Here is a 25409-nt window from a genome sequence, read left to right as displayed (position 1 = left end):
AAGAGGTAATTATGGATAACGATAAAATGATTGAATTATTAAATCGAAAAATCCAACGAGAAAAAGCGTCTCGTAAGGCTGCGGAAGGCTTGCTTGAACAAAAGAGTCATGAGCTTTTTATTGCGAAACAGTTAGTTGAAGAAACGTTGTTAATTGTGCAAGAAAAGGCAGAGAAAGACGTGGCTTTGCTTCAATTCAAAGGATACCTCGATGCGATTCTTCTTGATTACAATCAAGCGTTTTTACAAGAAGCGCCATCGAGCATATTACTGCAACGTTTATTGGATGATTTAGTTAGCATTGAGGGGATTGCCTCTTTGCGATTAACGGTAGCACCAACGTTAAGTGATAATGTTCAATCCGTTTTAAATGCCGGTGAGGTAGGTGAGTGTCACGATCTTCCACACTCAACTTCCGAGTTTAATTGGAGTGAAGATACGGTTCATATCTTAGTTTATTTACACCAAAATGATGAACGTTGTGGGGCGTTGCAATTTACGTTTAACACTCCGCCAAGCAAAACGTGGCATCAAACCATTGAAAAGCAGTTTTGTTTATTTTCAGAGATGTTAAGTGCCGCGTTTGTGCGTCAGCAGTTACTTGAAAACACAATAAAAGAAAAGCAGAGAGCAGAGAACTCAGAGCAAGCGACCCGTGATTTTGTTGCGATGATAAACCACGAGTTAAGAACTCCGCTTAATGGTCTGCTAGGCTCAGCTGAGTTGATGGAAGACACGAATATTACTCAGTATCAACAAACACTTTTAATGACGATTCATCAAGCGGGTGAAATGCTTAGAGTGATCATTAATGATTTACTCGACTTCAGTAAAATGAATGCAGGTATGTTTCAATTAAGTATTACCCAGTTTTCACCTCAAATATTGATTCAGACGATTGAACAAATGTTCTTACATCAAATTGAAGAAAAAAGATTAGAGTTTGTGGTTGATGTTGAGAATACCTTACCGGATGGATTATCTGGAGATATTGACCGTATCCAACAAATATTGGTGAACCTTATTGGGAACGCAATTAAGTTTACAAAAGAAGGTGAGATCCGATTTTCTGCTTCTTGGAAAGACAATGCCTTATGTTTTACGGTGTCTGACAGTGGTTGCGGTATTCCATTAGATAAGCAATCCACGTTATTTGATCCCTTTACTCAAGTCGATAATTCCAGTCAACGACAATTTGAAGGAACAGGTCTTGGATTGTCTATTTGTAAATCCTTAATTGATAAGATGGAAGGGACATTAACGCTTGAAAGTGAATTAGGGAAAGGCTCCGTTTTTTCTGTTGAGATCCCATTAATTCCTACGTATGAAACGGAAGTCAAAGAGAAGGAAGCGTTTGATATCAGCCATTCTATTGGAGGCTTGTCGGTACTTGCGGTTGAAGACATTAAGATGAATCAAGTGATCTTAAGTATGATGCTGACTAAACTAGATATACATCCTTACTTTGCGAACGATGGGCAACAAGCCTTAGCTTTTTTAGATAATGAAGTGGTTGATGTGATTTTAATGGATTGTCGAATGCCAGTGATGGACGGGTTTGAAACGACAAGACGATTACGCGAACAAGGCTACACAAAGCCCATCATTGCTCTGACAGCAGGAACAACGTCAACTGAAATGGCAAGTTGTATAGAGGCCGGAATGGACGATATTTTGCATAAGCCCTATAAAGCAAAAGAGCTAGAAAAGATGTTAAAAGTTTGGAGTGTTCGACTTGTCTCGTCTTAATTTTTGACTATTTATTAGAATAAAAAAGCCCTATCGCCGTGATGACGATAGGGCTTTTTATTGTTTTAATGGTTACGCATTAGATTCTGATAATGCCGCTTCTGCTTGTTTGCTGCTTTCAAGCATTTTACGAATGATGAATGAAGCAATAAAGGCAACGGCGACCATAACAACCGCAAGAATTGTCAGCAGTTGGAAGTAATTACCGTAGACAGTTTGGATAAACTCTTGAGTGATCACTTGCCCTTTTTCTTGAGCGATAGACGTTGAGAATACCGCACCAACAATACCACTTAGCGCAATCGCTACTGAAAACAAACTTACTGAGAAGTTTTCAATGTGTTTTGGCGCAACAGATAAGATAAACGCAACTACTAAGCTACCCACGATAACTTCTGCAAACGCTTGGAAGAAGTGAATGACTAAGAAAATTTCTGGACGGATAATCGCATCTTCACCCACGCCCATTACTGCCATGGTTAAAATACCAAACGCAATGGCGGTGAGAATAAAGGCAAAACCAATCTTGGTTGCGGTTGAAAAATGAATGTTACGTTTCTCAAGTGAAGAAAAAAGCATTGCAATCACAGGGCCGGCAACAATACACCACAGTGGATTCATTGCCATTGACGCTTCTGGTGCAATTGGGATTAAGTTGAATAGGTCACCACGCATGGTATTGATCGTTACCATGGTCATTGATGTCATCATTTGACCGTAGTACACAAAGAAAGCCGTTGTTAATACGGTCATGATCAAAATTGTGCCCATTTTTAATGCGTCTGATTTTTCAGATTTCATCATTAATGCAATGAAATAACCAATGGCCGCTAAACCAATGGCATAAACGATATTCTGGCCAATATCCATGTTTGAGAACATGAAGAAAACCAAGGCAATCATTGCTGCCGAAGTGACTAGAAAGGCAATCCAGTTTTTTGTGCTTACTGGTTTTTGATCAATCTCAGCGCCAACGGTTAATAATGATTTACGGAAAATCACTAAGGTTGCTAGGGCAAAGAAAGCCAAAATTGCAGATAACAGGAAGCTTCCATGGAAGCCAAGAACTAAAACAAACATTGGGAATAGATATTGCCCTAATAGTGCGCCAACGTTGTTTACTGAATAGTTTACTGGGTAGCAGTTTTCAAAGTGCTCTTGAGTATCAAAAGTACGTCGGTAAAGACTAGGATATGATGGTGACATGAGTCCACGAGCATAGCTGGCAAGCGCGATGCCGCATAATGCCATTGGTACATTCGTAGTGTAAGATCCAAGAACAAGCAAAAGGTAGCCAACAGAAAAGCCAAGGTAACTGATCGTTAATGAACGGTAAGCCCCTAAAAATTTATCAGCAATAAAGCCACCAGCAATAGCAAACAATGGACCGATAGAAGAAAACGCGCCCACAACCATCATGGTATCGGCTTCACTGTAATTTAACTCTTCAAGAAAGAAGCGCGTTAAAATGACCATTACGCCATAAAATGATAAGCCAAACATCATTTGGCAAAACATCATGGATTTATTTAGTTTATTCCACATAAGTATTCTCTTTAAGATGATTCCTCTTTTTATTTTACCATTAAAATTATGTAACAAAGTACGCTGTTCTTAAAAATGCAGTGCGGAAATTCTTGTAAACTGGGTTTTGTTTAGGGTTATATTTTATAAAGTGAGCTATGTGTTTATTTTATGTTGCAAGCGTGCAAAGTTCACACAATAAAAGAAGGGGTAATAGATGAATCCTTCAAAAGTTGAATTTTGAGAAGGACTCATTATTTTTATTAATGTTAGAACGAAATTATTATCGTAAGGCTAATAAATAGTCTAAACCACCAACAATCGCGGCGACTTGAGCATCATTGCATTCTTGGTCTGTTACTTTATCGCTGTCTGGGTACACTTCGGTTGTTGATACAAAGTCAGCATTTGTTAAGCCTGCGCATAACCCCAATTTTTTGGTTGGGTAATTAATTACACCGTTTTGAACGACATCTGATCCGATGATTTGGTTATTTTCATCAGGTGGGGCAATGTGCGTTACGGTGCGTACTGAGTCAATGATCGCTTTTTGAAACTCAGGAGACGGCTTGTCGGTATCACCTACAGTGTAAAAGCCATCAGGAATTGCTCCTTCAATATACTCTAAACCATCACGAGCCGATAACGCTGGGCGAAACTCGGTTTCATCACTGTCTGTGGTTTCGTGAAGATCAATGTGAGCAAAAATATTGCCACCCATACGTTGAACGAGCGCCATGACGGCTGCCGATTCTTCCGCTGGGCTGTTGTCATAAAATGAACGGTTTGGGTCCGTTGCGGTTGGGTTCCAACGGTTAATCACTTCATAACCCCACGGGCTAACACAAGGGGCCACTAATACATTAAACCAGTGAGAATAGTGCTCGGCTTTGGTATCGACAAATTGCAATGCACCATGCACCCCTGATGTTTCATAACCGTGTACACCACCTGTAATTAGGATGGTTGGTTTTGAGCTATCCCATTGGCGGGTTTTAATGCAAAGAAGTGGGAAGCGTGCTTCATCATAAGATAATGCTCCGTATTGAGAGACGTCAAAACGGTCAGAAAGCGCGTTAATTTTTGTTGCCACTTCTTCTTGATAAGAACGCTTTACTGTCATGGTCGCAAGCCACTCGGCTTTTTCTGCGTCATTCCAAGCGGTACCGGGTGTTCCAATTGGGTAAGTGGATTCGTTCTTCATGATCATTCCTTCATTATTATGTGGTGTTTATGCCGTTAAACAAACATACGTATAGTAGCACTTAATTAAGTTGTTCACGGCTCCATATAATACGATCACTTCCTCGGTAAATACCAAAATGAATGAGTGCTTTGATGGTGCTTTCAAAAGAATCGTTTTGATCGGCATCTTGCTGCAACCAAGGTAGGGTCAATAGCGACAAGGTCGGTATTATTTGTCCTTGATTGCCATTACCAGGGGCAGAAAAGGTCATGCTTGTGACTCCATTAGTGACATCTGTATCACTCAAACTTGCCGAAGTCGTGCCTTTTCCTACAGGTAATGCAGCAGGGTTAGTGCCGACATCAAAAGTGAAGTTAGATAAATCAAGCACGGTACAGGTGTCTGTATTTTGTTCAAATCGTCCTCCCACATAAGACTCAGTTCTGATCCTTGATTCAAGCGGGGTGAGATCTGAACCATAAGAATCTTCCATGGTAATGCGTCCCCATTCTTGGCGGTGAGATGAGGTTGCTGGGAACGTGTAATCTAGGCAATTTCCTGCGGCATTCAGTTTATAGCAGATATTGTCTAAGTCTTTTAGATCCTCAGCGGTTAACGCTAACGTAATGCTGTCTAACGTTGGTGAGTGCGGTGCAAACGGTTTGTTATAGCGCAATTCTGCCTCTTGTAGCTGCATTTTATTTTGCTTATAAAGCTTAACTATTTTTCCGGGTTTGGCCATACCGGCTTGAATACCAAGAATAGAAGGGCTATCGCTATCAATCACTTCAATGCCTGATGGTGCTGCGACATAAGTTCGTAAATCCCAGTTATTGTGGTATCGCCACCATGTGTCAATGCTGTAGTTCTGTAGTTGACCGCCAGTTTGAGATAACGGCGTTAACTCAAGCGTAGGGAGATCATCAAACATAAAAGTTTGCCCCATGTAGGTATAGGTTTTACAGGTATCCGTAATGCTAGGTTGTTCGGCAAACATTGAAAAATAGGCTGGCGTAAATCGACCAATTGACCCTGTTGAGGCGGGTTTTATTGTAAAAGCGTTACTGCCAAGGTAACCCTCTGGTGGCGTGACGGTAATATCAAACACACCCACTTCACTGATGCTTTCTTTAATGCGATTAATACTGCCGTTTGAGGCAACATGATCATAAACATTCGTGAGCAGATTCCCGAGATTTCCACCAGAAAGTGCTGAAGGAGCAATTAAGGTGTGATCCAATAACAACATACTCTGAGCATAATTTGGGGTGCTTAGATTGTTTGAAATGTTGGTGTCAGTATCTGATTCCCATGCGCGAGCAGTCACGTTTAAGTTAAATTCTTCCGCCGCATGAGCGAACACGCGACAAGTAATATTTTCAGACAAACAGGTACTGTTGGCGGTTGAGTTGTTGGCATTCGAAACGTACGCACTCAATCCAACGGGGAAGCTTACAAAAGCATCGCTGCCTTTGATTGTTTGTTGTTGAGGTAAGGTGTGCTTTACGTTTAATTGCAATTGTCCTGCATCCGAATAATTCAAAGGCAAACGAGCTTCATTGTTAATGAAATTTAAGGTCACTGCCGTTGCTGAGGATTCTGTGGTACTGATGGTTTTCCATGCATTATTCGAGACAACAGACACCTTTGGTGAGCCAATAATATGCGCCGCTGTTGGATTAATGTAATCAGACCATACTTGGAGGTTTTTGGCGCCATAGAAGCTGCTACCACAACCCTTGATTGTCGCTATTACGGGCTTGTTCGCTTGCTTATCTGGCACGATCACCGTTAGTCCTTCAGGTTTGAATGACAACGAACAATTGTTCTCACTGAGTGATTGGCCATTAATGCTGCACAGGGTTTGACTGAATGGTTTGGTTGATGGCTCAGAGCTCACCACTCCAAGGGTTACATTTCCTTGGGTTTGTTTTCCTATGGATAAATTAGCAACCCCGTTACGCATGGTGATGTTATTGCCATTTAACCAGTAACCGTCACCCCCTAAATTTGAAGTGTTTAACGTGACGTCTACCTCGTCGGTAAATAAAGTCGAACATGAGGCGTCGGCGCACGCTCGTAAAGTGACATCTGACACATCACAGGTTGAGCCTTGACCGGGATGGTTAAATTCAAAGTGATCAATTTGTTGTCCCATTGGTTTGGAATATAAGGCACAGACTTTAAAATTATCGATCTCATGCGTATTGTATAACTGACCCGTCGAGCCAGTCAGTGACATGATGAAGTTTTCAGGAATCGCGGCTTGGTTATATTGATTACTTAATACGTTAATTGGACCAATGATGGTACTAAATCGAGGGCTATCTCCTTTCCATTGAACACTTCGTTCCACGGTGACATTGGCCGTATTATTATTTCTTGAATCGATAGTAATACGGTAACGGTGTGTTTGACTGTTGCCGTTATTATTGTCGATGTCCGGACTGACTCGATTACCGCTAATGTAGTTATAGCCTGAATAATGTTGACCAGATCCACGAAGTACCACAGATTGAGAGGTCGAATTCGAGTTATGGTTTCTTGACCCGCCTTCTTTAGAATAGTTACCGTATTCATCGAGACCAATACCGAGCCAACCTCCCGTGAAACCAGGTTTTACGGCTTCTGAGTTATTTTTAAATCCGTAGCCTAAAGGACCACCAAATGCCCCCGCTTGTGGAGTGATGTTAGCGTCAGAGAATACGATAGCAAGACCATCGGCACCATTACTGTGGCCATACGCCATGTAATCAAATTCGACCTCAATCTTGTTGCCAAGCGCAGGGTAAAGGTATTGGTAAGACGATGCGGTGGATTGTGCTCTTACCGCTTGTGTTAGTTGCAAGCGCCCATTAATGATTCTTGGGATAAAGTGACCGCTACTGGCGCTCGTTATCCAGTTTGTGTTTAAGTTGCCGTTATTAAAATTGTCTTCATAACAGGTGGGCAGTACATTGTCAGGGCAAGGGTGTCTTTGCTCGTACAGTTGCACTATTTGTTGGTTACTAAGCGCTTGGTCAAAGACATTCACTTCATCGATTAAGCCATCAAAAGTACGGGATAAATCGTAATCATTACCAATTTGAACAGGCTGAGTATTTTCTTTTAAGTGCTTTAATGGTGATACATTTTCAACAATGGCACCTTTCTCTTGTCCGTTAATGAAAATAGTGGCTTTGTCTCGACTGTGAGCATTGTAACGAATAGCGACATGAGACCACTGATTTTTTGGAATACTTTCTCTAGTCGTCAGGTTCATTGTGTAGTTGGTGTTTTTTAATTCCCAGTACCAATTGACTTGTCCACGAGCATTGAGGTGAAATTCGTAATTGCCATTTTTAGATACAATGGTGTAAAGATCATTTCGTGGGTATGATCTTGGGTTTATCCATGCACTGACGGTGATGACATCTTCATTAGAGAGTTTACTGTTGTGAGGGACTTCAATGTATTGCGCTTGGTTATGGTTAAAGTCACCGTAGCCACAGGTTCCTAGCTTGTTGAAATCAACAGGAAGAGCGGGGTTGTCTTTTTTCGGTTGTGGTGAATTTTTAGTCGTACCGTTAAACCCATTTCCAGAACTGTCGATGACTTCACCATAAGTTCCATTCCAATAATCTTCATCTAAACGAAGAGATAAAACAGGGTGTGGCGTTGGATCTGGCGGTATTGTGGCGTTATTAATTCGACTCGATCCTTCCATGAACAATTTTTTGCTCGTTACACGGCCGAGAATTGAACTGTTATTATTGAGTGAAAGAAGGTGATTTGCATACACGTCTCCTTCTAAGGATGAATTATCATTTAATTGTATGTTATTAAAGCCAACAATGGTGAACGACGCATCTTGTTCAAGGGTGATTTTTGTATCGTTATTGAGAAGTAAATTATCATGAACAAATAAACGAACGTCACCAGAAATGCTGATATGAGCATCGCCACTTGTTGAGATTTGTTGAACCCAATAATCCCCAGAGGTGAGCGTGAGCTTTGCATCATCTTCAAGATCTAATTTCGTTATGTAGATTACTTTATTTGGATTGCTAAGGCGTGCTTGGCAAGTGTTACGGATTTCGACATGGTTGTATTTTTTTGCTTTATATTCTTTGCTTCCTGAATTACATACTTTGTTTCTATTGATTGGTTCTATTTGAAACGTGCCTAGCGCTAAAGAAGGCACGTTGTAGCCTGTAATTTCACAAGCTTGATAACCACCAGCCCCGTCATCACAACTATCATTAGGTAAGCCTGCCCCTTTGTTGCTTGAACAAAAATGTAAGCGATTGCCTTGAGTTTCATTAATTTTGACAGCCCCATTGAGCTCTAATTGGGATCCTGGACAATATTCATTACTACTTCTGTGCCCTTGAGCAATACCAGGAAAATAAGTATCACGATCAATATTTTGAAAGGCCTGTACTGTCAAAGACATCATACATAAACCAAAAGCCAGTGAAACAAGAGAAACTTTTGAAGACAAATTAATTTGCATCGCGAATACCTACTTCAATAATACGCTGTAAGGTGGTGGAGCCAAATTTACATTGAGCAGTGCTTTCGAGTTGATGTACAACAACCCCTGAATCTAACGTGCCATTGGTTGAACACGTAACGGTTGCTCTGCATTGGGATAACCCATCGCCTTTAAAATTATAGGTAACAGGGGCTTTTTGAGCCGTAAAACAGCTGCCTGCGTTTGACATATAAAATGCACTAATGTCCATTTGTATCGCAGATTGCGCTGCCATATTTGTTCGAGTTCCCATCACGGCTGTTACGGTATGAGTGCTTACTTTTAGTTGATTTTTCATCATCATCAAGGCAAGAAAAGCCACAACCACAAGAATGAAAACCGTAAGAATTAAAGCGGAACCTTGTGAGCGGCTAGGGCGTGTTGAAGATAAGAACATCATGGTCCAATCTCACCTCTTCATTATTATCACTAAAGATAAATTGCAGTTTCACTAATCCATTGCGCACTAGCGAGGGATGTAGAACGTCAAAATCAGCACTCTTTATATTTTCCGCCATCAATTGACGCTTTCCATTGACTAATGCCGCGGGAGAAAGGGACGTACGAGATAATGGATAATCGGAATATCGATACAATTGAGTCCCCTCTAAGCAATAAGCAAGAGGCGTTCGATAGACATATAAGCGATGCGCTGGTGAATTGGCTTGAAAGGTGGTTTCTTGAGTTAAGGGCACGTTTACCATTCTTGCGCCATCACCTGCGATAAAAGGAATATTTTGTGCGACTTCAGCCACTCGGTTTTTGTCTGACGATGTGGGTGGTGCTAATAACTCTGTTGCCGATATTGGCATCACAACGAGGTGATCCCCTGCATTTAAGGTTCGTTCTGGCAGTAATCGCAAGCTATCTGAATGCATTGGAGCCAATGGTAAATCTTCATAAACCGCGGTATTGATAACGGGAAGCCATTCAATGCATGTGGTGGCCGTGTTGACTTGTAAGCTGTTTGGCACCGCGTCACGGATTTCTTTGTGCATGCGTTCAGTCACAAAGCGTCCTTGAAGCAGTAATTCTTCGCGATCGGTTGTGCTTGCATACATGGTCATGCTTTGTTGGATGATGGCGCCTAGAGAGAGGCCAACGACCGCAAGCAATACGATTGAGATGATCATTTCAATCAGCGTGAAGCCATTCGATATACGACGCATTAGAAATTCCCTCTAATGACGGAGAACAAATAATGTTGGCCGCTTGGATCAATCACATCAACCACGATACGTTTACTGTTTCCACTGACCTTATCGGGGATAGCATCTAAATTTGCGTCATAAAACACAGAAATTGAAATGGAGAAATTAGGGTAAATATCGCCTAAATCATCACCTAAGACATTTTTAACACTGCCAGATAAGCCATCAAAGTCATCAACATCATTAAATAAGGCTCGATCAGGGACACCATTAATGATTTCGTCGGGGTCTGGTCCTAAGCAGGTTTTACCTAAGCTATCGTCACATTGAGGTGTGCCATTAATGACTTTTGTTTTCGCGAGGGAGCAAATCTTGCCTGATTGGCTGTTGCACTCAGGGATCCCACCATTAGGGCCACTGTTTTCATCGTATTTACGCCCAATGATTTCATCCATTACCGCGGCACCTAATTCAGAGGCTTTGGTTGAATGAATGAGTTTTACACTGTCTTCAGCGCGAGGAAAAAGAAGAATGGTCAATGTCATTAGGGCAAAACTAATGAGAATAATCGAGAGAATAATAGAGAGTAAACTGAAGCCTGTTTGCTGATTAGCACGCATGAATATAGCCTTCTGTTTCAATGCATATCTGCTGAGTTGATTTACCATAAATGAAAATTTTGCATCGATTATCTTGGCACTGGCGCACTCTTCCCATTGAATCAAAATCTAAAGCATAAGGAGATGTTAACGTGATGAAGTTTGAGTCCACTTGCAATGCAAATTCGGCATCATAGTTTGATAACGCAGCGACATAAGTGACGTCTTGGTTTTCAAGATATTCATCATTCTTTTGGGTATTAGGAAACGCGGTTGAACAATGGCCTGATAATTGGTCGAGACTGATCTGCTGTGCTCTGTGAGCGTCAACCAACCAACGGTTGCAATAGCCATTTCGATTCATTGCTCGAATTTGCGTTAAACGCAGAGAGTGGAGTAATTCTGTTTTCAACGTTTGTGCAGAAACACTACTAATTCCAGAGAAATAGCTGTTAGCACTAAGAGAAACAATTGAGATCAAAACGATAACCGTAATGAGCTCAATCAAAGTAAATCCATGTGTATGGTTACGAGGCATTTTTTCGTTACAAAATATTAACCGTATGAAGAAGGGAGAGTGTACGGATAAAAGTTTTTAATAGAAGTGAAATAAGAGCTAACTAAGTAGGTTATTTCTTATTTTTATGTATATGCAATGTAAAGCAAGCCTGTATTCATGGTGATTATTTGCGAGTAAAACTAAATAAATTTGATGAATGTTTTTTCTGTTTCATTTGAACTCATAGAAATGGGTAAAAGCCAATGAAAATATTCAACGTGGTGGATCGTTTATTGTTGGATGTCAGCGATTTATGTTAATGATTAAATAAAAATGGCAACAATGAAAAATCATTATTGCCATTAAATTGGATGTGTTTTAAGAACGAATTACATGCCTATAGACATGTGTAATCCGTAAAAGACACCGCGGTTGATTAATTCAGAGATCAATACACAACCAAAGCTTAACAGCATCATTGGTAATGATGGTTTACTTGAGATTAAGCGAGGAGCAAACATCAACGCAAAGCCAGCAAATAATAAACCAATACGAAGAATTTGCAGCGTCATCATATTTGGGATTAAATCGGATGCGGCAACAATCGCTGAGCTAATATGGCTTAATTCGATCATTTGGCTAATTGTTACTATTAAGCTAATTGCTAAGGCTATCGCAGCAAATGTTGGCAGCGTATTGTCTAGGTCACGATGCTTATGTTTTGTTCCGACAAGGAGTGTATGAGCAAAAAACAGACCTGAAATTGTCATGGTTAAAACGAACATCAATGGAGTGTAAGCGCTGTTCCATGTCGGTACCGTATTGATAAGGTATACCTTAATCATCGCGTACATGAACCCAACACCAACCAACATTGAAATCAGCAACAACGATTTATGAACACCTTCAGAGCCCTTCTTCATGACTTTTAATAACCAGTAAAAACCGCCAGCCGCAAAGAATACACTAGACGCAAATATTTCATTTGATAGCCATGAACTACCAACACGATTAAGTGCATTAAATGCCCTAAATGGGCTACCGAGGTGCATTATTGACGCCATTAAACCAAGGCCCATTAATACCCAAAGGAAGAACATATTACGGTGTAAGCGTGTGTCTTCATCTTGTGATAACTTACCACTTAAGGTCACACAGCCTAATACTAAGAAAGCACCGACAGCAGTTTGTGAGAGTACCGTGAATAAAATCAACGGCCATTCATGCCAAGCCATGTTATACCTCCTTCGGATTTGCTAGGTGACCGGTTTTATCGTCAGTTGGACGAGCATTACGGTTCGGTTTAATTACAATGTTAGGCTTTGTAATCAATGATGATGGTAATGGTGCGACATCGGCATTCGTGCCGTATTTTTCACGCAGTTCAGCAATTGGGCCGAACTCTAATGCGCGTAATGGACAAGATCCCACACAAATTGGTTCTAAGCCTTGGCCAACACGCTCATAACAACCATCACATTTCGTCATGTGACCTTTTTCTTCATTGTACTGAGGGGCACCATAAGGGCATGCCATGGTGCAGTATTTACAGCCGATACAGATTTCTTCGTCAACCACAACAAAGCCATCTTCACGTTTGTGCATCGCACCTGATGGACATACTTTAGTACAAGCGGGTTCATCACAATGATTACACGCAATTGAAAGGTAGTATGAATAGACGCTTTGGCGATAAATTTCGCCTTCTTTTAGCCAATCACCTCCTGCGTATTCATAGACACGACGAAAGTTAACACCCACATCTAAATCTTTGTTGTCTTTACAAGAAAGTTGGCATGTTTTACAACCAGTACACTTACTTGAATCGATATAAAAGCCGTATTGTTTCATTATTTAACCCTTATGCCTTTTTAACCAGTTGTACATCCACCAAGTTGGTGTGCTGTGGATTGCCTTTTGCCAATGGGCTAGGGCGTTGTGTTGTCAGTACGTTGATACAACCACCGTGGTCCACTTTTTGTCCATCTGGTGCATACCAAGCGCCTTCACCTAATGCAACAACACCTGGCATCATGCGCGGAGTGACTTTTACAGCAATGTGCAATTCACCACGGTCATTAAAAATACGGATTAAATCGCCATTTTTGATGCCTCGGCCTTGTGCATCCATTGGGTTCATCCACATTTCTTGCGGTGCCGCGTCTTTTAGTAGACTTACGTTCCCGTAGGTTGAGTGCGCACGAGCTTTATAATGGAAGCCAGTTAATTGCAGAGGATAGTTACCCGTTTTTGAATCTTCATACCCTTCGAAGTTAGGGACATAGATAGGCAGAGGATGAATCACTTCATCGCTTTCTAATGTCCATGTACTTGCGAGTTCGGCCAGTTTTTCAGAATAAATTTCAATTTTTCCTGATGGCGTAGAGAGCGGGTTTGCTTCAGGATCATTACGAAACTCTTTATAAGCGACGTAATGTTCTTCTACTTTGCGTTTGTAGATCCCTTGCTCTCGCATTGCATCAAATTCAGGAAGACTTGGATCTTGAGCGCGAGTTAATTGGTAAAGATGACGTAACCATCCTTCTTGATCTCGTTCTTCAGTAAAGGCTTCTTTCACACCTAATTTATCGGCAAGGCCAGTACAAATGTCATAGATGCTTTTTGCTTCAAATTGAGGTTTGATGGCTTGAGAGGCAAAAATGAAATAAGGCATATTACCGGCAGAGGCATCCATACAGAAATCAGATTGCTCAGAGGTTGTTAAATCCGGTAATACGATATCGGCGTATTTCGCCGATGAGGTCATGTGGTTATCGACAACAACGATCATTTCACAGGCTTTATCATCTTGTAAGATGGTGTGCGTGCGGTTGATATCAGAGTGTTGGTTGATAATACAGTTGCCTGCGTAGTTCCAAATAAACTTGATAGGCACATCGAGCTTATCTTTACCGCGAATACCATCTTTGATTGCTGTCATTTCTGGACCACGAATAATCGCATCGGTCCAAAGGAACATTGGAATAGAGGTTTCAATAGGATTTTGTAGTGTAGGGAAACGTACAAACGGAATGCTTGAACTGCCTTCACGAGCACCACTGCCACCGCCATTAATGCCCACATTACCCGTTAATAACGACAGCATTGCGATAGCACGAGAAGCGATTTCACCATTGGCAGTACGTTGGATCCCCCAACCTTGAATAATGGCACAAGGTTTTGTTGAGCCAATTTCACGAGCCGTTTTGATGATAATGTCTTCAGGGATACCAGTGATTGTTGATGCCCATTTTGGTGTTTTTTCTACACCATCCGCGCCTAAACCAAGGATGTATGATTTATAATCACTGTTTGCCGGTGCTGATTTTGGCAATGTTGTTGAATCAAAGCCTACGCAGTATGTGTCTAAGAACGCTTGGTCAATCAGCTCTTCTTCGATCATCACATGCGCCATTGCTGCAATGAATGCGGTATCAGTACCGGGACGAATAGGGATCCACTGATCTTCACGACCACCAGCAGTATCGGTATAACGAGGATCAATCACGATTAAACGCGCGTTTGATCTTTCTTTGCCTTCCATGAAGTGATGAATAACACCGCCACCAGACATACGAGTTTCAGCAGGGTTATTACCAAACTGAACGATAAGTTTCGTGTTTTCTAAATCGGATGGTGAGTTGTTGTTTGCCCAACCCCCATACGTGTGACTTAAACCCTCAGCAATTTGTGCAGAAGAGTAATCACCATAATGGTTTAAGTAACCGCCATTTAAATTCATTAAACGGGCAATTAAACTGCCACCCGGAGGCCATGATTTAGTGACTGTACCGCCTAATGTACCCGTACCGTAGTTTAGGTAAATAGCTTCGTTGCCGTATTCTTTTTTAATGCGGTTAATGTTACCAGCGATTTCAGTAAAAGCTTCATCCCAAGTGATGCGTTTAAATTTACCTTCTCCACGGGCGCCAATACGCTTCATTGGGTATTTTAAACGGTCAGGATTATAAACACGACGACGCATAGAGCGCCCTCGTAAACAGGCTCTTACTTGATGATTTCCATATTCGTCGTTACCAGTATTATCGGTTTCAACCCACTTAATTTCACCATCAGAGACGTGCATACGAAGTGGGCAACGGCTACCACAGTTCACTGTACATGCGCTCCACACTACTTTGTCTTCAGTAGGAAGTGTTGGCGTCTCTGCATTGGCTGAACGTGATGCAAAAGGGAGAGTAATTCCACTCGTAATTGCAGCAAAACCACCAAGAACCGATCCCGACTTAACGAAGTTACGACGACTGATTTTTGGTGTTAATAATTGTTTTAATTTTAATTTCATGGCTCGACATTCTCTATATTATATCTGCACGATGATATATTTTGTTTATATGAAAACTATTATCATTCCGATTAACTACCTACTTATAGGTACTCATGTATAGTTTCTTTTTTATCAGTAGTGAACTTTGTTTTTGATCAATAAAAGTAACTGCAGTAAACGAATGAATATATATTCTCAATTTTTGGGGTTAATCTCACTATTAAGAGAATTATTAATTGTGATTACTGGCGAAATTTAAATTCATAACTGATATAAAAGTTGCGTCAGAACAAATTAAAAAAATAAGCCTTAGCGTAGGCTTTCCTTAATTAGTTAACATTATTTATGTAATGAGATTTTATGGAAAATGTAATTGTTGTTGCCAAATTATTAGGAAGTTTTTTCTATTACCCATTAAGCCACCAGAATAATGTGCAATACATAGAGGCGATAAAAAACAGTGAAGATCTGAATGAAACTGGATTTTCTGATTTCATTCAAGCCTATGAATCTACTTCAAAAGGTGACATTAACAGCGACTTTCAAGCCTTGTTTGAAGGTTGTGATGTGATGCCTGCTCCGCCTTGGGGATCTGTGTATTTAGATAGAGAGCAAGTCATCTTTGGTGATTCTACATTGCGATTTCGTCAGTTTTTATTAGCTAACGATATTGAATTAAATACAGGAATGAGAGAACCAGAAGATCAGTTTGGACTTTCTTTACTCGCAATGGCGATGATGATTGAACAAGATAAAAATGAAGAAATAATAATAGAATTATTATCGGAGCATTTATTACCTTGGGCATACCATTATTTAGAATTAGTAAAGAAAAATGGGAAAACAGAAATATACACCTCGTTAGCTTGCGTTGCTTTTGAATGGTTAGCGTTATTACAGAAAGAGTTAAATATAATACCGCATAATTATAAGCTGTATTTTTAATGAAAGATAAAAGAGATGAAAACTATTATCGTTCTTATTTAGAGTATAATACAGTCAGTCGCCGAGGATTATTTCGTGGGCTATTGTCTGGGGCAAATAAGTCGTTAAAAGAGTCATCTCAAAATACAGTGAAGCCAAGCGTTCCTCGCCCTCCTTATGCGGTGGATGAGGGGGTGTTTCTTGAGTTGTGTCAATCGTGCGATAAATGCAGCTCTGTATGTACTCAGCATATTATCGAAATGGTTGATAATCGTCCCCAACTTAATTTGGATTACAATCATTGCACCTACTGTGGTGAGTGTAAATCGGTGTGTAGTTCAGGCGCATTAAGTGATCAAAATAGAATGATCAACCTGAAACCACAATTTACGTCAAGTTGTAATAATAAGCTTTCTGGCGGTTGTGAGGTGTGTGCTGATGCTTGTCCACAAAAGGCGATTGTAATTGAACTAAGAAAATTACCGAAGGTAGACACTTCCTTATGCGATGGTTGTGGTTTGTGTCGCTCAGCGTGCTTTATTGGTGCGGTACAAATGGCGTTTGTTATGCCTTAATACCAAATCATTAGCCGTCTTGAATTCAGGCATAAAATGCATAATTAGCAAAAAAGGTGACCCATATAATAGGTCACCTTTTTTATTTATCATTAGATAAGCGATTTATTGCAATTAACGCTGCTCTAATGGATATGAGCGGTAGCTCCACATGCCATAAACACGTAATGCATCGCGGTAGATACCCAGTAATTCACCATCGGTAGGAACTTTTAATTCTTCTAATGGCTTATCATTAGCAGAATAAGTATCAAATGTGATCCCTTTAGGGCCGGTGTGCCAGCTTGCTACTTCAAATAAAGTTTGCCCACGGCGTACATGGCTTGCTGAGCTTATAATGGTAGCGTGATCAATCTTGTGTCGAGCCAACGCATAACTGCCGTACAGCGCATTTTCTACCGTGCTTCGTGCGTAGTTATCTTCAATGATTCGAGATGAATCAATGCCATTTTTTACTAACCAATCGGCCATTAATTTGCCTTCGGTTTTGTGGTTTTTAGGCACCCCACCGGTGACGACAATGTAAGCATCAGGGTTCTTTTTCGCCATGTCTAATGTGGCATTTAAGCGGTCAATTAAAATAGGGTTCATGCTGCCATCAGGATTAAGGGCGTAACCCAAGGTGATAATGGCGTTGTTTCCTTTAGCTTGCTTTTTGATGGTATTGCTAAGTGGTGTGGCAACAATTCTGTCTACGGTAGACATGATTTTTTTCAAATCAGCAACACGACCCGGATTCAGTGATTCAAGTGCATTTAAATGACGACCGACTTCACTTTTGTTGCCTTTAAAATTTTGCCAAATCACTAAGTAAGAATGTGCATCGACATCATCAGGAGCGACGGTTAAAATTTGCGTGAAAAGTTCAATTGCACGATCAACATTGCTGTTATAAATTTGAGCATTGGCGGCAGAGAAAAGTAAATCGGTTCTGTAAGGTTCAAGTTGATAAGCTTCAAGCAGACGATTGGTGATCATCTCCATATTGCTTGGCATTTTTGCCGTGAACCCTGCATGAGAAATACGAGATGGGTTTTTGAAGACTTGATAAGCATCATTAAGTAGCTGATCAACCACTTGACGTTGTGACGTCATTTCTGTGTAGTCAGCTTGTGGTTGCACGGTGTCTAAAGCCGCATCAACATTTGCAGAATAAAGTGAGCCAGAGAAGATAACTGCAAGTGAAAGGGTTAATAGAGTACGTTTCATTATTCATTCCAAAGTGTTCAACAATGACGTTATCCTAAAGGTTGATAATGATGGGTATTGTGACCGCAATCGTATTCAGTTTTATTGATGTGAACAGAATGCCAATAGTATGAACTAGCATCACATGAGATAAGAAAAGTAGGGCGAAAAATACCCTACTTTAATGAGGTTGTTACACTTTACTGTGGTTTATTGAGCGATGACTTTTCCTTCTCGACGAGGATCTGCCGCACCAATTAATGAGTCACCTTGTAATTTAATGGCTTGGACCCCTGAATTTAACTCTTTTACTTGGATCGTAAACCCGAGTTTTTCTAGTTTAGGACCCCACGCCTCTGCTGCTGTGTCTTTTTCAATTTCAAATGCCCCAAAGCGATTGTTCATATTTGGTAAGTCAATGGCTTGTTGTAGGTTAAGGCCCCAATCAAGATGAGCGACCAATGTTTTTGCCACATATCCGATAATTTGACTGCCACCCGGAGAGCCAATCGCCATGTAAGGTTTGTTGTTTTCCATGACAATGGTGGGTGCCATAGATGAACGTGGACGTTTCCCCGGTTCAATGCGGTTGGCAATAGGTACGCCATCAATTTGGCTGCGGAAAGAGAAATCGGTTAATTCATTATTTAATAAGAAACCGCCGACCATTAAACGAGAGCCAAAGCCATTCTCGATGGTCGTGGTAATTGAAACCACATTACGGTCTTTATCGACAATGGAGAAATGACTGGTTGAAGGCAATTCAATCGCTTCATCTAATGCGTAATTGTTGGCATAAGACCAAGGTGGTGAGCCTGCCGAGGTTTCCGTTAATGCCTCTTTCCCTTTGAGTAATTCAGCGCGTTTTTCTAAGTAATCGGTATCTAATAATCCTTGTGTTGGCATTGGCACATAATCACTGTCGGCCATGTATTTTCCTCGGTCAGCGAACGCTAAACGCGAAGCATCACCAAGTAATTTCCAACTCTGTACATCGTCTTTACCCATGTCTGATAGGGGGTAATGACTTAACATACCCAGTATTTGTCCCAGAGTTAACGCCCCTGAACTCGGAGGACCCATACCACAAATAGAGTATTGGCGATAAGGCGCACACACGGGCTCACGTTCTTTTACTTGATACGCGGTGAAATCAATAAGATTAAGGACGCCGGGGTTAGCGGTTTCATTTCTGACGGTATTTACAATACGTTTGGCAATATCACCTTGATAGAAGGCCACCGCTCCGTTATCTGAAATGGCTTGCAGCGTTTTTGCGTAATCTGGATTTTTAAGATCTTGTCCTGCCGTGATCGGAGAGCCGTCTTGGTTGAAGAAGTAGGCTTTAGCGGCTGGAGAACGTTGTAGATATTCTTGATCATTCTTCACTAAAGTCGCTAAACGTGGGCTCACCGTAAATCCGTCTTTAGCGAGTTTTATGGCCGGTTCAAAGAGTGTTTTCCAATCTAGTTTGCCCAATTTTTGATGAGTATCCCACATCAATTTTATGGTTCCCGGAGTGCCTACTGAACGACCGCCAACAACGGCATCATAAAATTTCAGTGGCTGGCCTTTATCATCTTGAAAAAGTTGTGGTGTTACTTCTAATGGTGCCGTTTCTCTACCATCAAAGGTGGTAAGGGCTTTCTTTTTTGCATCCCAATAAACCAAAAATGCACCACCGCCGATCCCTGATGATTGCGGTTCGACCAATCCTAATACCAATTGCGTGGCGACCATGGCATCAATCGCGTTACCGCCTTTACGTAGCATTTCAGCGCCGGCTTCACTTGCATAAGGGTTAGCAGAAGCGATCATCCACTCTTTTCCCTCAACCAAATTCTGTTGAGTAAGACCTGTTGCGGCTTCGGGGGCAATATTATCAGTACTTTGTGTGGCGAACGAGGCTGGAGTAATAAGTGAGGCTGAAATCAATAACGCGAGAGTTGATGCGTTCCACTGCATAGATATTCCTTAATCGTATCAATTGGAGGTAGGTAAAAGTCGATCTAAAAAATTAAAGCAGGGAAAGATTGGCAGAGGAAGAGAGGGCTGTCGAATGAGTCGTGATTGTTCTTGGTTTGTGCTCACATTTTAAACGATAAAATAGAGTGAATTTGTCATCCTATTACCGATTTGATTATGAATAATGAGCAGACGTGAATGTCATCGTCGTTAGGTATGACGAAGCGACATGGAGGGATTTTTCTAAGTCATTATAATGATGGCAATATGTTGGATAATAGTTAATTAAAATGCAGATAAATTTGATGGGGGAAACGTGCCTGTGAAGGGGAATAATCAAATTAAATGCTTTGATTACAAATATTAACCAGTTAACTTATTGATTATGAATTAATTAAATTGATTTCGCGTTTTCTCTCTAGCTGCATAATGAGTGATAGGTAAATGTTACAAGGACGAGATCTGGCTTCACCAATCGGCTATTTATTGGTCTCTTTTTTATATTATATGCTAGCTTTAAAGTATCTAGAATATTAAACGGCATCATAAAAAATGGAATTAAATCTAAGTTCAACTCGACGATCTTTTATTAAACGCTGCGTTATTGGTGGTGTCGCTGTGTATTCTGCGCCTTTATTAGCCAAGATGGGCAGCGTCGAATCATCAATATTGTCACCTGAATTATTACGCGAATGGCATGATGGTGAGACGCCTAAATTTAGATTAGATGGCGTAGCGAAAGTGACTGGCGAAAAAATTTATGGGCGAGATTATCGAGCCATAGATATGCCGGGATGGCCAGACCAACAAGGGTATGGTTTTATTTTACGAGCAAGTGATGCGACTCATGTGTTCACTGGCATTGATCTGTCGTCTTTGCCCGCGAATGCACAACCCAGTAAGGTGATTACTGCCGATGACTTGCGTAAAGACAGCATAGAGTTACCTGTTTTTTTTGGTGCAGATATGTTGCTTAGTGAAGGGCAAACTGCGCATTATTTTGGTCATGCTGTCGCTATTTTATTATTTGATGATTTTCCTGCGTATAAAAAAGCCAAATCGATGCTTGAGTTTGGTCTTAATGTGGTTCAATACGGCAAAGAAACCCCTTATTTCTCCGCAAGTTCTGATCCCCAAAGTAGCTGGCGAATAATTCGTGTTGAAGGCGATAATCCTAATGATGAAGATAAATACAGTCCATTGCAGGACGGTATTTTCTTTCCTAATTATAAAGTGCATAAAGCGATATGGCCGACACTAAAAAATGTGAATGGTGATGTGTCTGAGCGTGGGATGTATTACGCGAATGAAATTAATAATGAAATAACAGAACACAAAAAGAATGAAGATTGGCTCGTGCTTGAAAAAGAGTACACCACTCAAATTATTGAACCAATGATGCTAGAACCAGAAGCGTTTAATGGTTGGTTTGACCCTAAAGAGGGCACGTTCCATACCGTGATCACCAGCCAGTCTCCGCAAGATTTCCAAGAGCAAGCAGTACATATGCTAGCGAGCAGTCCGTTAAAAGGAAAAGTGAAACACCTTGTGGTTCATTCGCCCTTTATTGGCGGTGGCTTTGGTGCAAAAGATCACTCGATCTTTCCTTATTATGGTCTTGTCGCGGCGATGTATTCAGACAAGCCAATTCATGTCGCAAACAATCGTTTTGAACAATTTCAATCAGGCCTAAAACGTCATCCATTCAAAATGAATAATCGTTTAGCGGTTGATAAAAAAACACTAAAAATACAAGCGCTTAAATCAGATATAGACGTTGATGGTGGTGGGCGAGTCAATTTTACTGGATCTGTCACTATGGTGGGTGCGACAGGGATGCAAGGCATTTATTACATTCCGAAAAATGACATCAAAGCGGTGGCTCATGCGTCAGCAAATCCGACAAGTGGCTCTATGCGTGGCTACGGTACTTTGCAATCGATGGCAACGATGGAATCAATGATGAATGAAATGGCGTCAGATCTCGGTGTTGATGCGATTAAATTGAGACAAGCAAATGTAATGGTGTCTGGTCAGCGTAATACACAAGGTGCAATACCAAATGGGGCTTTACGTTATCAAGAGATTTTAGAATCGGCAATAAATCATCCTATTTGGGTTAATCAAGCGGCGGCTAAGCAGAATTTTGATGCACAAAACCCGGGTAAAAAATACGGGGTTGGTTTTGGAATAGTAACTAAAGACTATGGAACGGGGGCGGCAGCGCCGAGTGCCGCTGTTTTTCTGACAAAAGAAGGGAAAATTGAAGTCGATATTTGCTCTATGGAAATGGGGACCGGAACGCAAACATCACAAGCCGAAGTTGTGAGTGATGAATTAGGTCGTCGTGCTAATGTTGTTAGGTTGGCAGAGACTGATATTTGGGATGCACTAGAACAGTTCCAAACGTATAACCCGTATTTCATTTCTCAAGATCAGCAAGATGAAATGACGCCAGACCCACGATGGACGCCTGTAAAAGGAATGGCATCATCTGCGTCCATGTCTGCTTTTTATCAAACGCACGCGACTCGTCTTGCCGCCAATGTTATTTATGAACATGCGTTGTGGCCTGCCGCAGTGGCGATTTGGAAAAAGAACTTCTTTAACAGTTCATACGCCAATACTAATCTTGATGATTCAAGTGCGGGTGAATGGACTGAGGGTAAACTAAGTGCCGCTGGTTATCCTGCTTTGCCTTTATCTATGTTAGCTGAATACGCACACAAAAATGGGTTAGTCACAGGGGCAATGGTTCATGCCTTTAATCGTTGGGCGTGGGCAGATGCTGATTTTGAGGTGTTAGGTAATAGCATACACATAGAAGCCGACGGTTTGGCGGTTCAATATGGTGAAGGCGCATCAAAAGAACGCAAGGCGTTAATGGGATCAAACGGATTCCACCTTTTGACTCGTTCCAACATGTTCTACCCAAAAGCAGAGCTGAATAATGCAATGGTTACTTACTATGCGCCTTGTGCAACGATTGTTGAAGTCTCTGTGAATGAATCAACGGGTGAGGTTGATATTCTTAATAGCCATACGTGGTTAGAAGCGGGAAAAGTGATTGTGAATGAGCTTGTTGAAGGGCAAATTCAAGGTGGTTTAGCGATGGGGATCGGTCATGCGTTATATGAAGAACTTCCGCCGTTAGAAGAAGGGGCAGGCAATGGGACTTGGAATTTAAATCGTTATCACGTTCCAAAAGCAAAACAGGTGGGAGTATGGAATCAAAGCCATACCATTTTGCCTCCACTGTCTAAAACAGACCCAAGTAAAGGGATTGGCGAAGTGGTGATGATCCCGATTGTACCTGCGTTAGTGGAAGCGGTGTATCAAGCGACGAATGTCCGATTTTATGATTTACCAATGACAGCAATGAAAATTAAAGGTGCATTACATGACAGTTAAAATCCAGATGACCGTGAACGATAAGTCAACAGGTGCTGTTGATGTTGCTGAAGGCACCATGATGATTGAGTTCTTACATGAATATTTAAATCTCACGGGGACTAAGTTTGGTTGTGGTGTCGGTGTATGTCATGCATGTACTGTCATTGTTGAAGGAAAGAATGGCGTAAGTGAAGTGGTTCGTACTTGCATTAATGGGGTTGAGCGTTTTGAAGGCAAAAAAATTCGTACTATCGAAGGGCATGCCGAACGAAATTCAGCGGGCGAAATTACCAAATTAACGCCAGTACAAAAAACATTTTTGGAGCATTTCTCGTTCCAATGTGGATGGTGTACTTCTGGATTTATTAATGAAACCACCGCATTAATCGAGCGTTTAGAAAAGAAACCGATTGCCAAAGATCAAGTGGAAAGCGTGATTGAAGAAGCTCTCAATGATCATATTTGTCGCTGCACGGGCTATGTTAAATATTACGAAGGAGTTCGTGACTTAATTTTAAATACAAAAGGATTAACGGTGTAATGAATGTATCTAAACGAAGAACCCCGAAGAGTATATTAATGCCTGTTGTTTCTTTTTTTTCAGCATTATTATTAACGGTTAACGTACATGCCGCCGCAGAAAAAGACACAGTAGAGGCGATAGAACAAGGAGCCTATTTGGTTAAAATAGGGGATTGCGTAGCCTGTCATACCGAGGTTGGTGGACAAGAGTTTGCTGGCGGATTACCTTTTGATACTCCATTTGGCATTGTATATTCCACAAACATTACATCAGACAAAGAAACGGGGATTGGTAACTATAGTTACGATGATTTTTATGATGTGATGCATAACGGGGTTGCTCCAAAAGGAAATTTATACCCTGCAATGCCGTACACTTCGTATCATGGATTATCTGATGAAGACACCAAAGCATTGTATGCGTATTTCATGCAAGTGAAACCCGTAAATAAAGAAAATAAAGAGTTGGGGATCAGTTTTCCCTTTAATATTCGAATGGGTTTGAAGGGATGGAATTTACTCAATAATAAAGACGAACATTTCAAACCAAATCCGACTAAAAGTGAACGCTGGAACAGAGGCGACTACCTTGTCAATGTGTTAGGCCATTGTGGCGAATGTCATACTCCCCGTAATGTTGTTTTTGCGATGGAGCAAGACAAACACTTTGAGGGGGAAGTGTTAGGAAGCTTTGAAGCGCCTAATATTACGCCTGAAGAGCTTAATAGGCAAAACTGGACACACGACGATCTAACCAATTTGTTTGTCAATGGTTACTCGCGTAAAGGAACGGTTTTTGGGGGAATGTACCCCGTGGTTTACCACAGTTACAGTAAATTAACAGAAGAAGATTTAAGGTCAGTATCAACGTATTTACTTGATAATGACGATGATATAAAAGCGAAGGCATTAACCAATAAAGGGCATGATAAAGCATTACCAGGTTATAAAACTTATATGGCGTATTGTGCGGGTTGCCATGGCCAAGAGGGTAGCGGAGTACCGAATGTGACGCCTGCTATGGCCGGAAATGCGACGATTGATAGAAAGAGTCCCTACAATGTGGCATCCATATTATTAAATGGCATTGAGGGGCAACACTATAAAGTCACCTCGAGTTTTTATGCGATGCCAAGCTATGCAACAGAATTAAATGATGAAGAAATGAAAGATTTGATTAATTATTTACGGGTGACTTGGAGCGAACAAGCGGGTGATATGACGACCTTAGATATGTCGACAATTCGTGAAAACATGAAAGTTGATTTACATTAATTAATATCGACAAGGGCGAATAGAATGAAACGCTATTCGCCTTTTTATTTTACGTT

General features: G+C 41.0%; 18 protein-coding genes. 6 read left to right on the top strand and 12 right to left on the bottom strand.

Going from position 1 to position 25409, the window contains the following annotated elements:
• Positions 1-11: 11 nt before the first annotated feature.
• Positions 12-1748, top strand: coding sequence for an ATP-binding protein (locus tag A6E04_RS10120; RefSeq protein WP_065611195.1), 1737 nt, complete (start codon positions 12-14; stop codon positions 1746-1748).
• A gap of 72 nt (positions 1749-1820) precedes the next feature.
• Here A6E04_RS10120 and A6E04_RS10115 read toward each other — a convergent pair whose 3' ends face one another.
• The 10 genes from A6E04_RS10115 to A6E04_RS10070 all read right to left on the bottom strand — a co-directional run bounded on the left by A6E04_RS10115 (position 1821) and on the right by A6E04_RS10070 (position 15529).
• Entirely contained in the window at positions 1821-3293 is a 1473-nt protein-coding gene (locus A6E04_RS10115; RefSeq protein ID WP_017022560.1) for a peptide MFS transporter, read from the bottom strand.
• Positions 3294-3555: 262 nt separating this feature from the next.
• Positions 3556-4476, bottom strand: a complete 921-nt coding sequence (locus tag A6E04_RS10110) for a M14 family metallopeptidase (RefSeq protein WP_065611193.1) — start codon at positions 4474-4476, stop codon at positions 3556-3558.
• Between the two features lie 61 nt (positions 4477-4537).
• Positions 4538-8953 carry a DUF6701 domain-containing protein gene (locus tag A6E04_RS10105; RefSeq protein WP_065611191.1) on the bottom strand — a complete coding sequence of 1472 codons (4416 nt, stop codon included), beginning with the start codon at positions 8951-8953 and terminating at the stop codon, positions 4538-4540.
• Positions 8943-9374 carry an MSHA biogenesis protein MshP gene (locus A6E04_RS10100; protein WP_065611189.1) on the bottom strand — a complete coding sequence of 144 codons (432 nt, stop codon included), beginning with the start codon at positions 9372-9374 and terminating at the stop codon, positions 8943-8945. Before A6E04_RS10100 ends, A6E04_RS10105 begins: the two co-directional genes overlap by 11 nt.
• A complete protein-coding gene (locus A6E04_RS10095) occupies positions 9346-10143 on the bottom strand; it encodes a PulJ/GspJ family protein (protein WP_065611187.1) in 798 nt (265 codons plus the stop codon). The genes A6E04_RS10100 and A6E04_RS10095 overlap by 29 nt, the downstream gene beginning before the upstream one ends.
• Positions 10143-10745 (bottom strand): hypothetical protein, encoded by a 603-nt coding sequence (locus A6E04_RS10090; RefSeq protein WP_017022565.1) that lies wholly within the window; start codon positions 10743-10745, stop codon positions 10143-10145. The genes A6E04_RS10095 and A6E04_RS10090 overlap by 1 nt, the downstream gene beginning before the upstream one ends.
• Positions 10735-11262: a pilus assembly FimT family protein gene (locus tag A6E04_RS10085; RefSeq protein ID WP_017022566.1), complete on the bottom strand. Its 528-nt coding sequence runs from the start codon at positions 11260-11262 to the stop codon at positions 10735-10737. Before A6E04_RS10085 ends, A6E04_RS10090 begins: the two co-directional genes overlap by 11 nt.
• Before the next feature lie 350 nt (positions 11263-11612).
• Positions 11613-12458, bottom strand: a complete 846-nt coding sequence (locus A6E04_RS10080; protein WP_017022567.1) for a dimethyl sulfoxide reductase anchor subunit family protein — start codon at positions 12456-12458, stop codon at positions 11613-11615.
• Position 12459: 1 nt separating this feature from the next.
• Entirely contained in the window at positions 12460-13074 is a 615-nt protein-coding gene (locus A6E04_RS10075) for a DMSO/selenate family reductase complex B subunit (RefSeq protein ID WP_017022568.1), read from the bottom strand.
• 10 nt (positions 13075-13084) lie between these two features.
• Positions 13085-15529, bottom strand: a complete 2445-nt coding sequence (locus A6E04_RS10070) for a DmsA/YnfE/YnfF family dimethyl sulfoxide reductase (protein ID WP_065611185.1) — start codon at positions 15527-15529, stop codon at positions 13085-13087.
• A 342-nt stretch (positions 15530-15871) separates the two neighbouring features.
• Here A6E04_RS10070 and A6E04_RS10065 point away from each other — a divergent pair, with 342 nt between their 5' ends.
• On the top strand, positions 15872-16456 hold the full coding sequence (locus tag A6E04_RS10065) for a molecular chaperone TorD family protein (RefSeq protein ID WP_023602698.1): 585 nt from the start codon (positions 15872-15874) through the stop codon (positions 16454-16456).
• A complete protein-coding gene (gene napF / locus A6E04_RS10060; RefSeq protein ID WP_065611183.1) occupies positions 16456-17010 on the top strand; it encodes a ferredoxin-type protein NapF in 555 nt (184 codons plus the stop codon). The genes A6E04_RS10065 and napF overlap by 1 nt, the downstream gene beginning before the upstream one ends.
• A gap of 114 nt (positions 17011-17124) precedes the next feature.
• Here the strand turns inward: napF and A6E04_RS10055 are convergent, their stop codons facing one another.
• Together A6E04_RS10055 and ggt are read right to left on the bottom strand one after the other, a co-directional pair.
• A complete protein-coding gene (locus tag A6E04_RS10055; RefSeq protein WP_065611180.1) occupies positions 17125-18219 on the bottom strand; it encodes a YdcF family protein in 1095 nt (364 codons plus the stop codon).
• A gap of 189 nt (positions 18220-18408) precedes the next feature.
• Positions 18409-20163, bottom strand: coding sequence for a gamma-glutamyltransferase (gene ggt / locus A6E04_RS10050; RefSeq protein WP_065611178.1), 1755 nt, complete (start codon positions 20161-20163; stop codon positions 18409-18411).
• Positions 20164-20715: 552 nt separating this feature from the next.
• Here ggt and A6E04_RS10045 point away from each other — a divergent pair.
• Genes A6E04_RS10045 through A6E04_RS10035 form a run of 3 tightly spaced genes read left to right on the top strand, consistent with a single transcriptional unit; the run spans position 20716 to position 25353 of the window.
• Positions 20716-23574, top strand: coding sequence for a xanthine dehydrogenase family protein molybdopterin-binding subunit (locus A6E04_RS10045; RefSeq protein ID WP_065611176.1), 2859 nt, complete (start codon positions 20716-20718; stop codon positions 23572-23574).
• Positions 23564-24097 (top strand): (2Fe-2S)-binding protein, encoded by a 534-nt coding sequence (locus A6E04_RS10040; protein ID WP_017022575.1) that lies wholly within the window; start codon positions 23564-23566, stop codon positions 24095-24097. The genes A6E04_RS10045 and A6E04_RS10040 overlap by 11 nt, the downstream gene beginning before the upstream one ends.
• Positions 24097-25353 carry a cytochrome c gene (locus A6E04_RS10035; protein ID WP_065611174.1) on the top strand — a complete coding sequence of 419 codons (1257 nt, stop codon included), beginning with the start codon at positions 24097-24099 and terminating at the stop codon, positions 25351-25353. Before A6E04_RS10040 ends, A6E04_RS10035 begins: the two co-directional genes overlap by 1 nt.
• Positions 25354-25409 lie beyond the last annotated feature (56 nt).

It is taken from the genome of Aliivibrio logei (assembly GCF_001691055.1).
In the GTDB taxonomy this organism is placed as follows: domain Bacteria; phylum Pseudomonadota; class Gammaproteobacteria; order Enterobacterales; family Vibrionaceae; genus Aliivibrio; species Aliivibrio salmonicida.
This window is presented reverse-complemented; position numbering and strand designations above follow the sequence as displayed.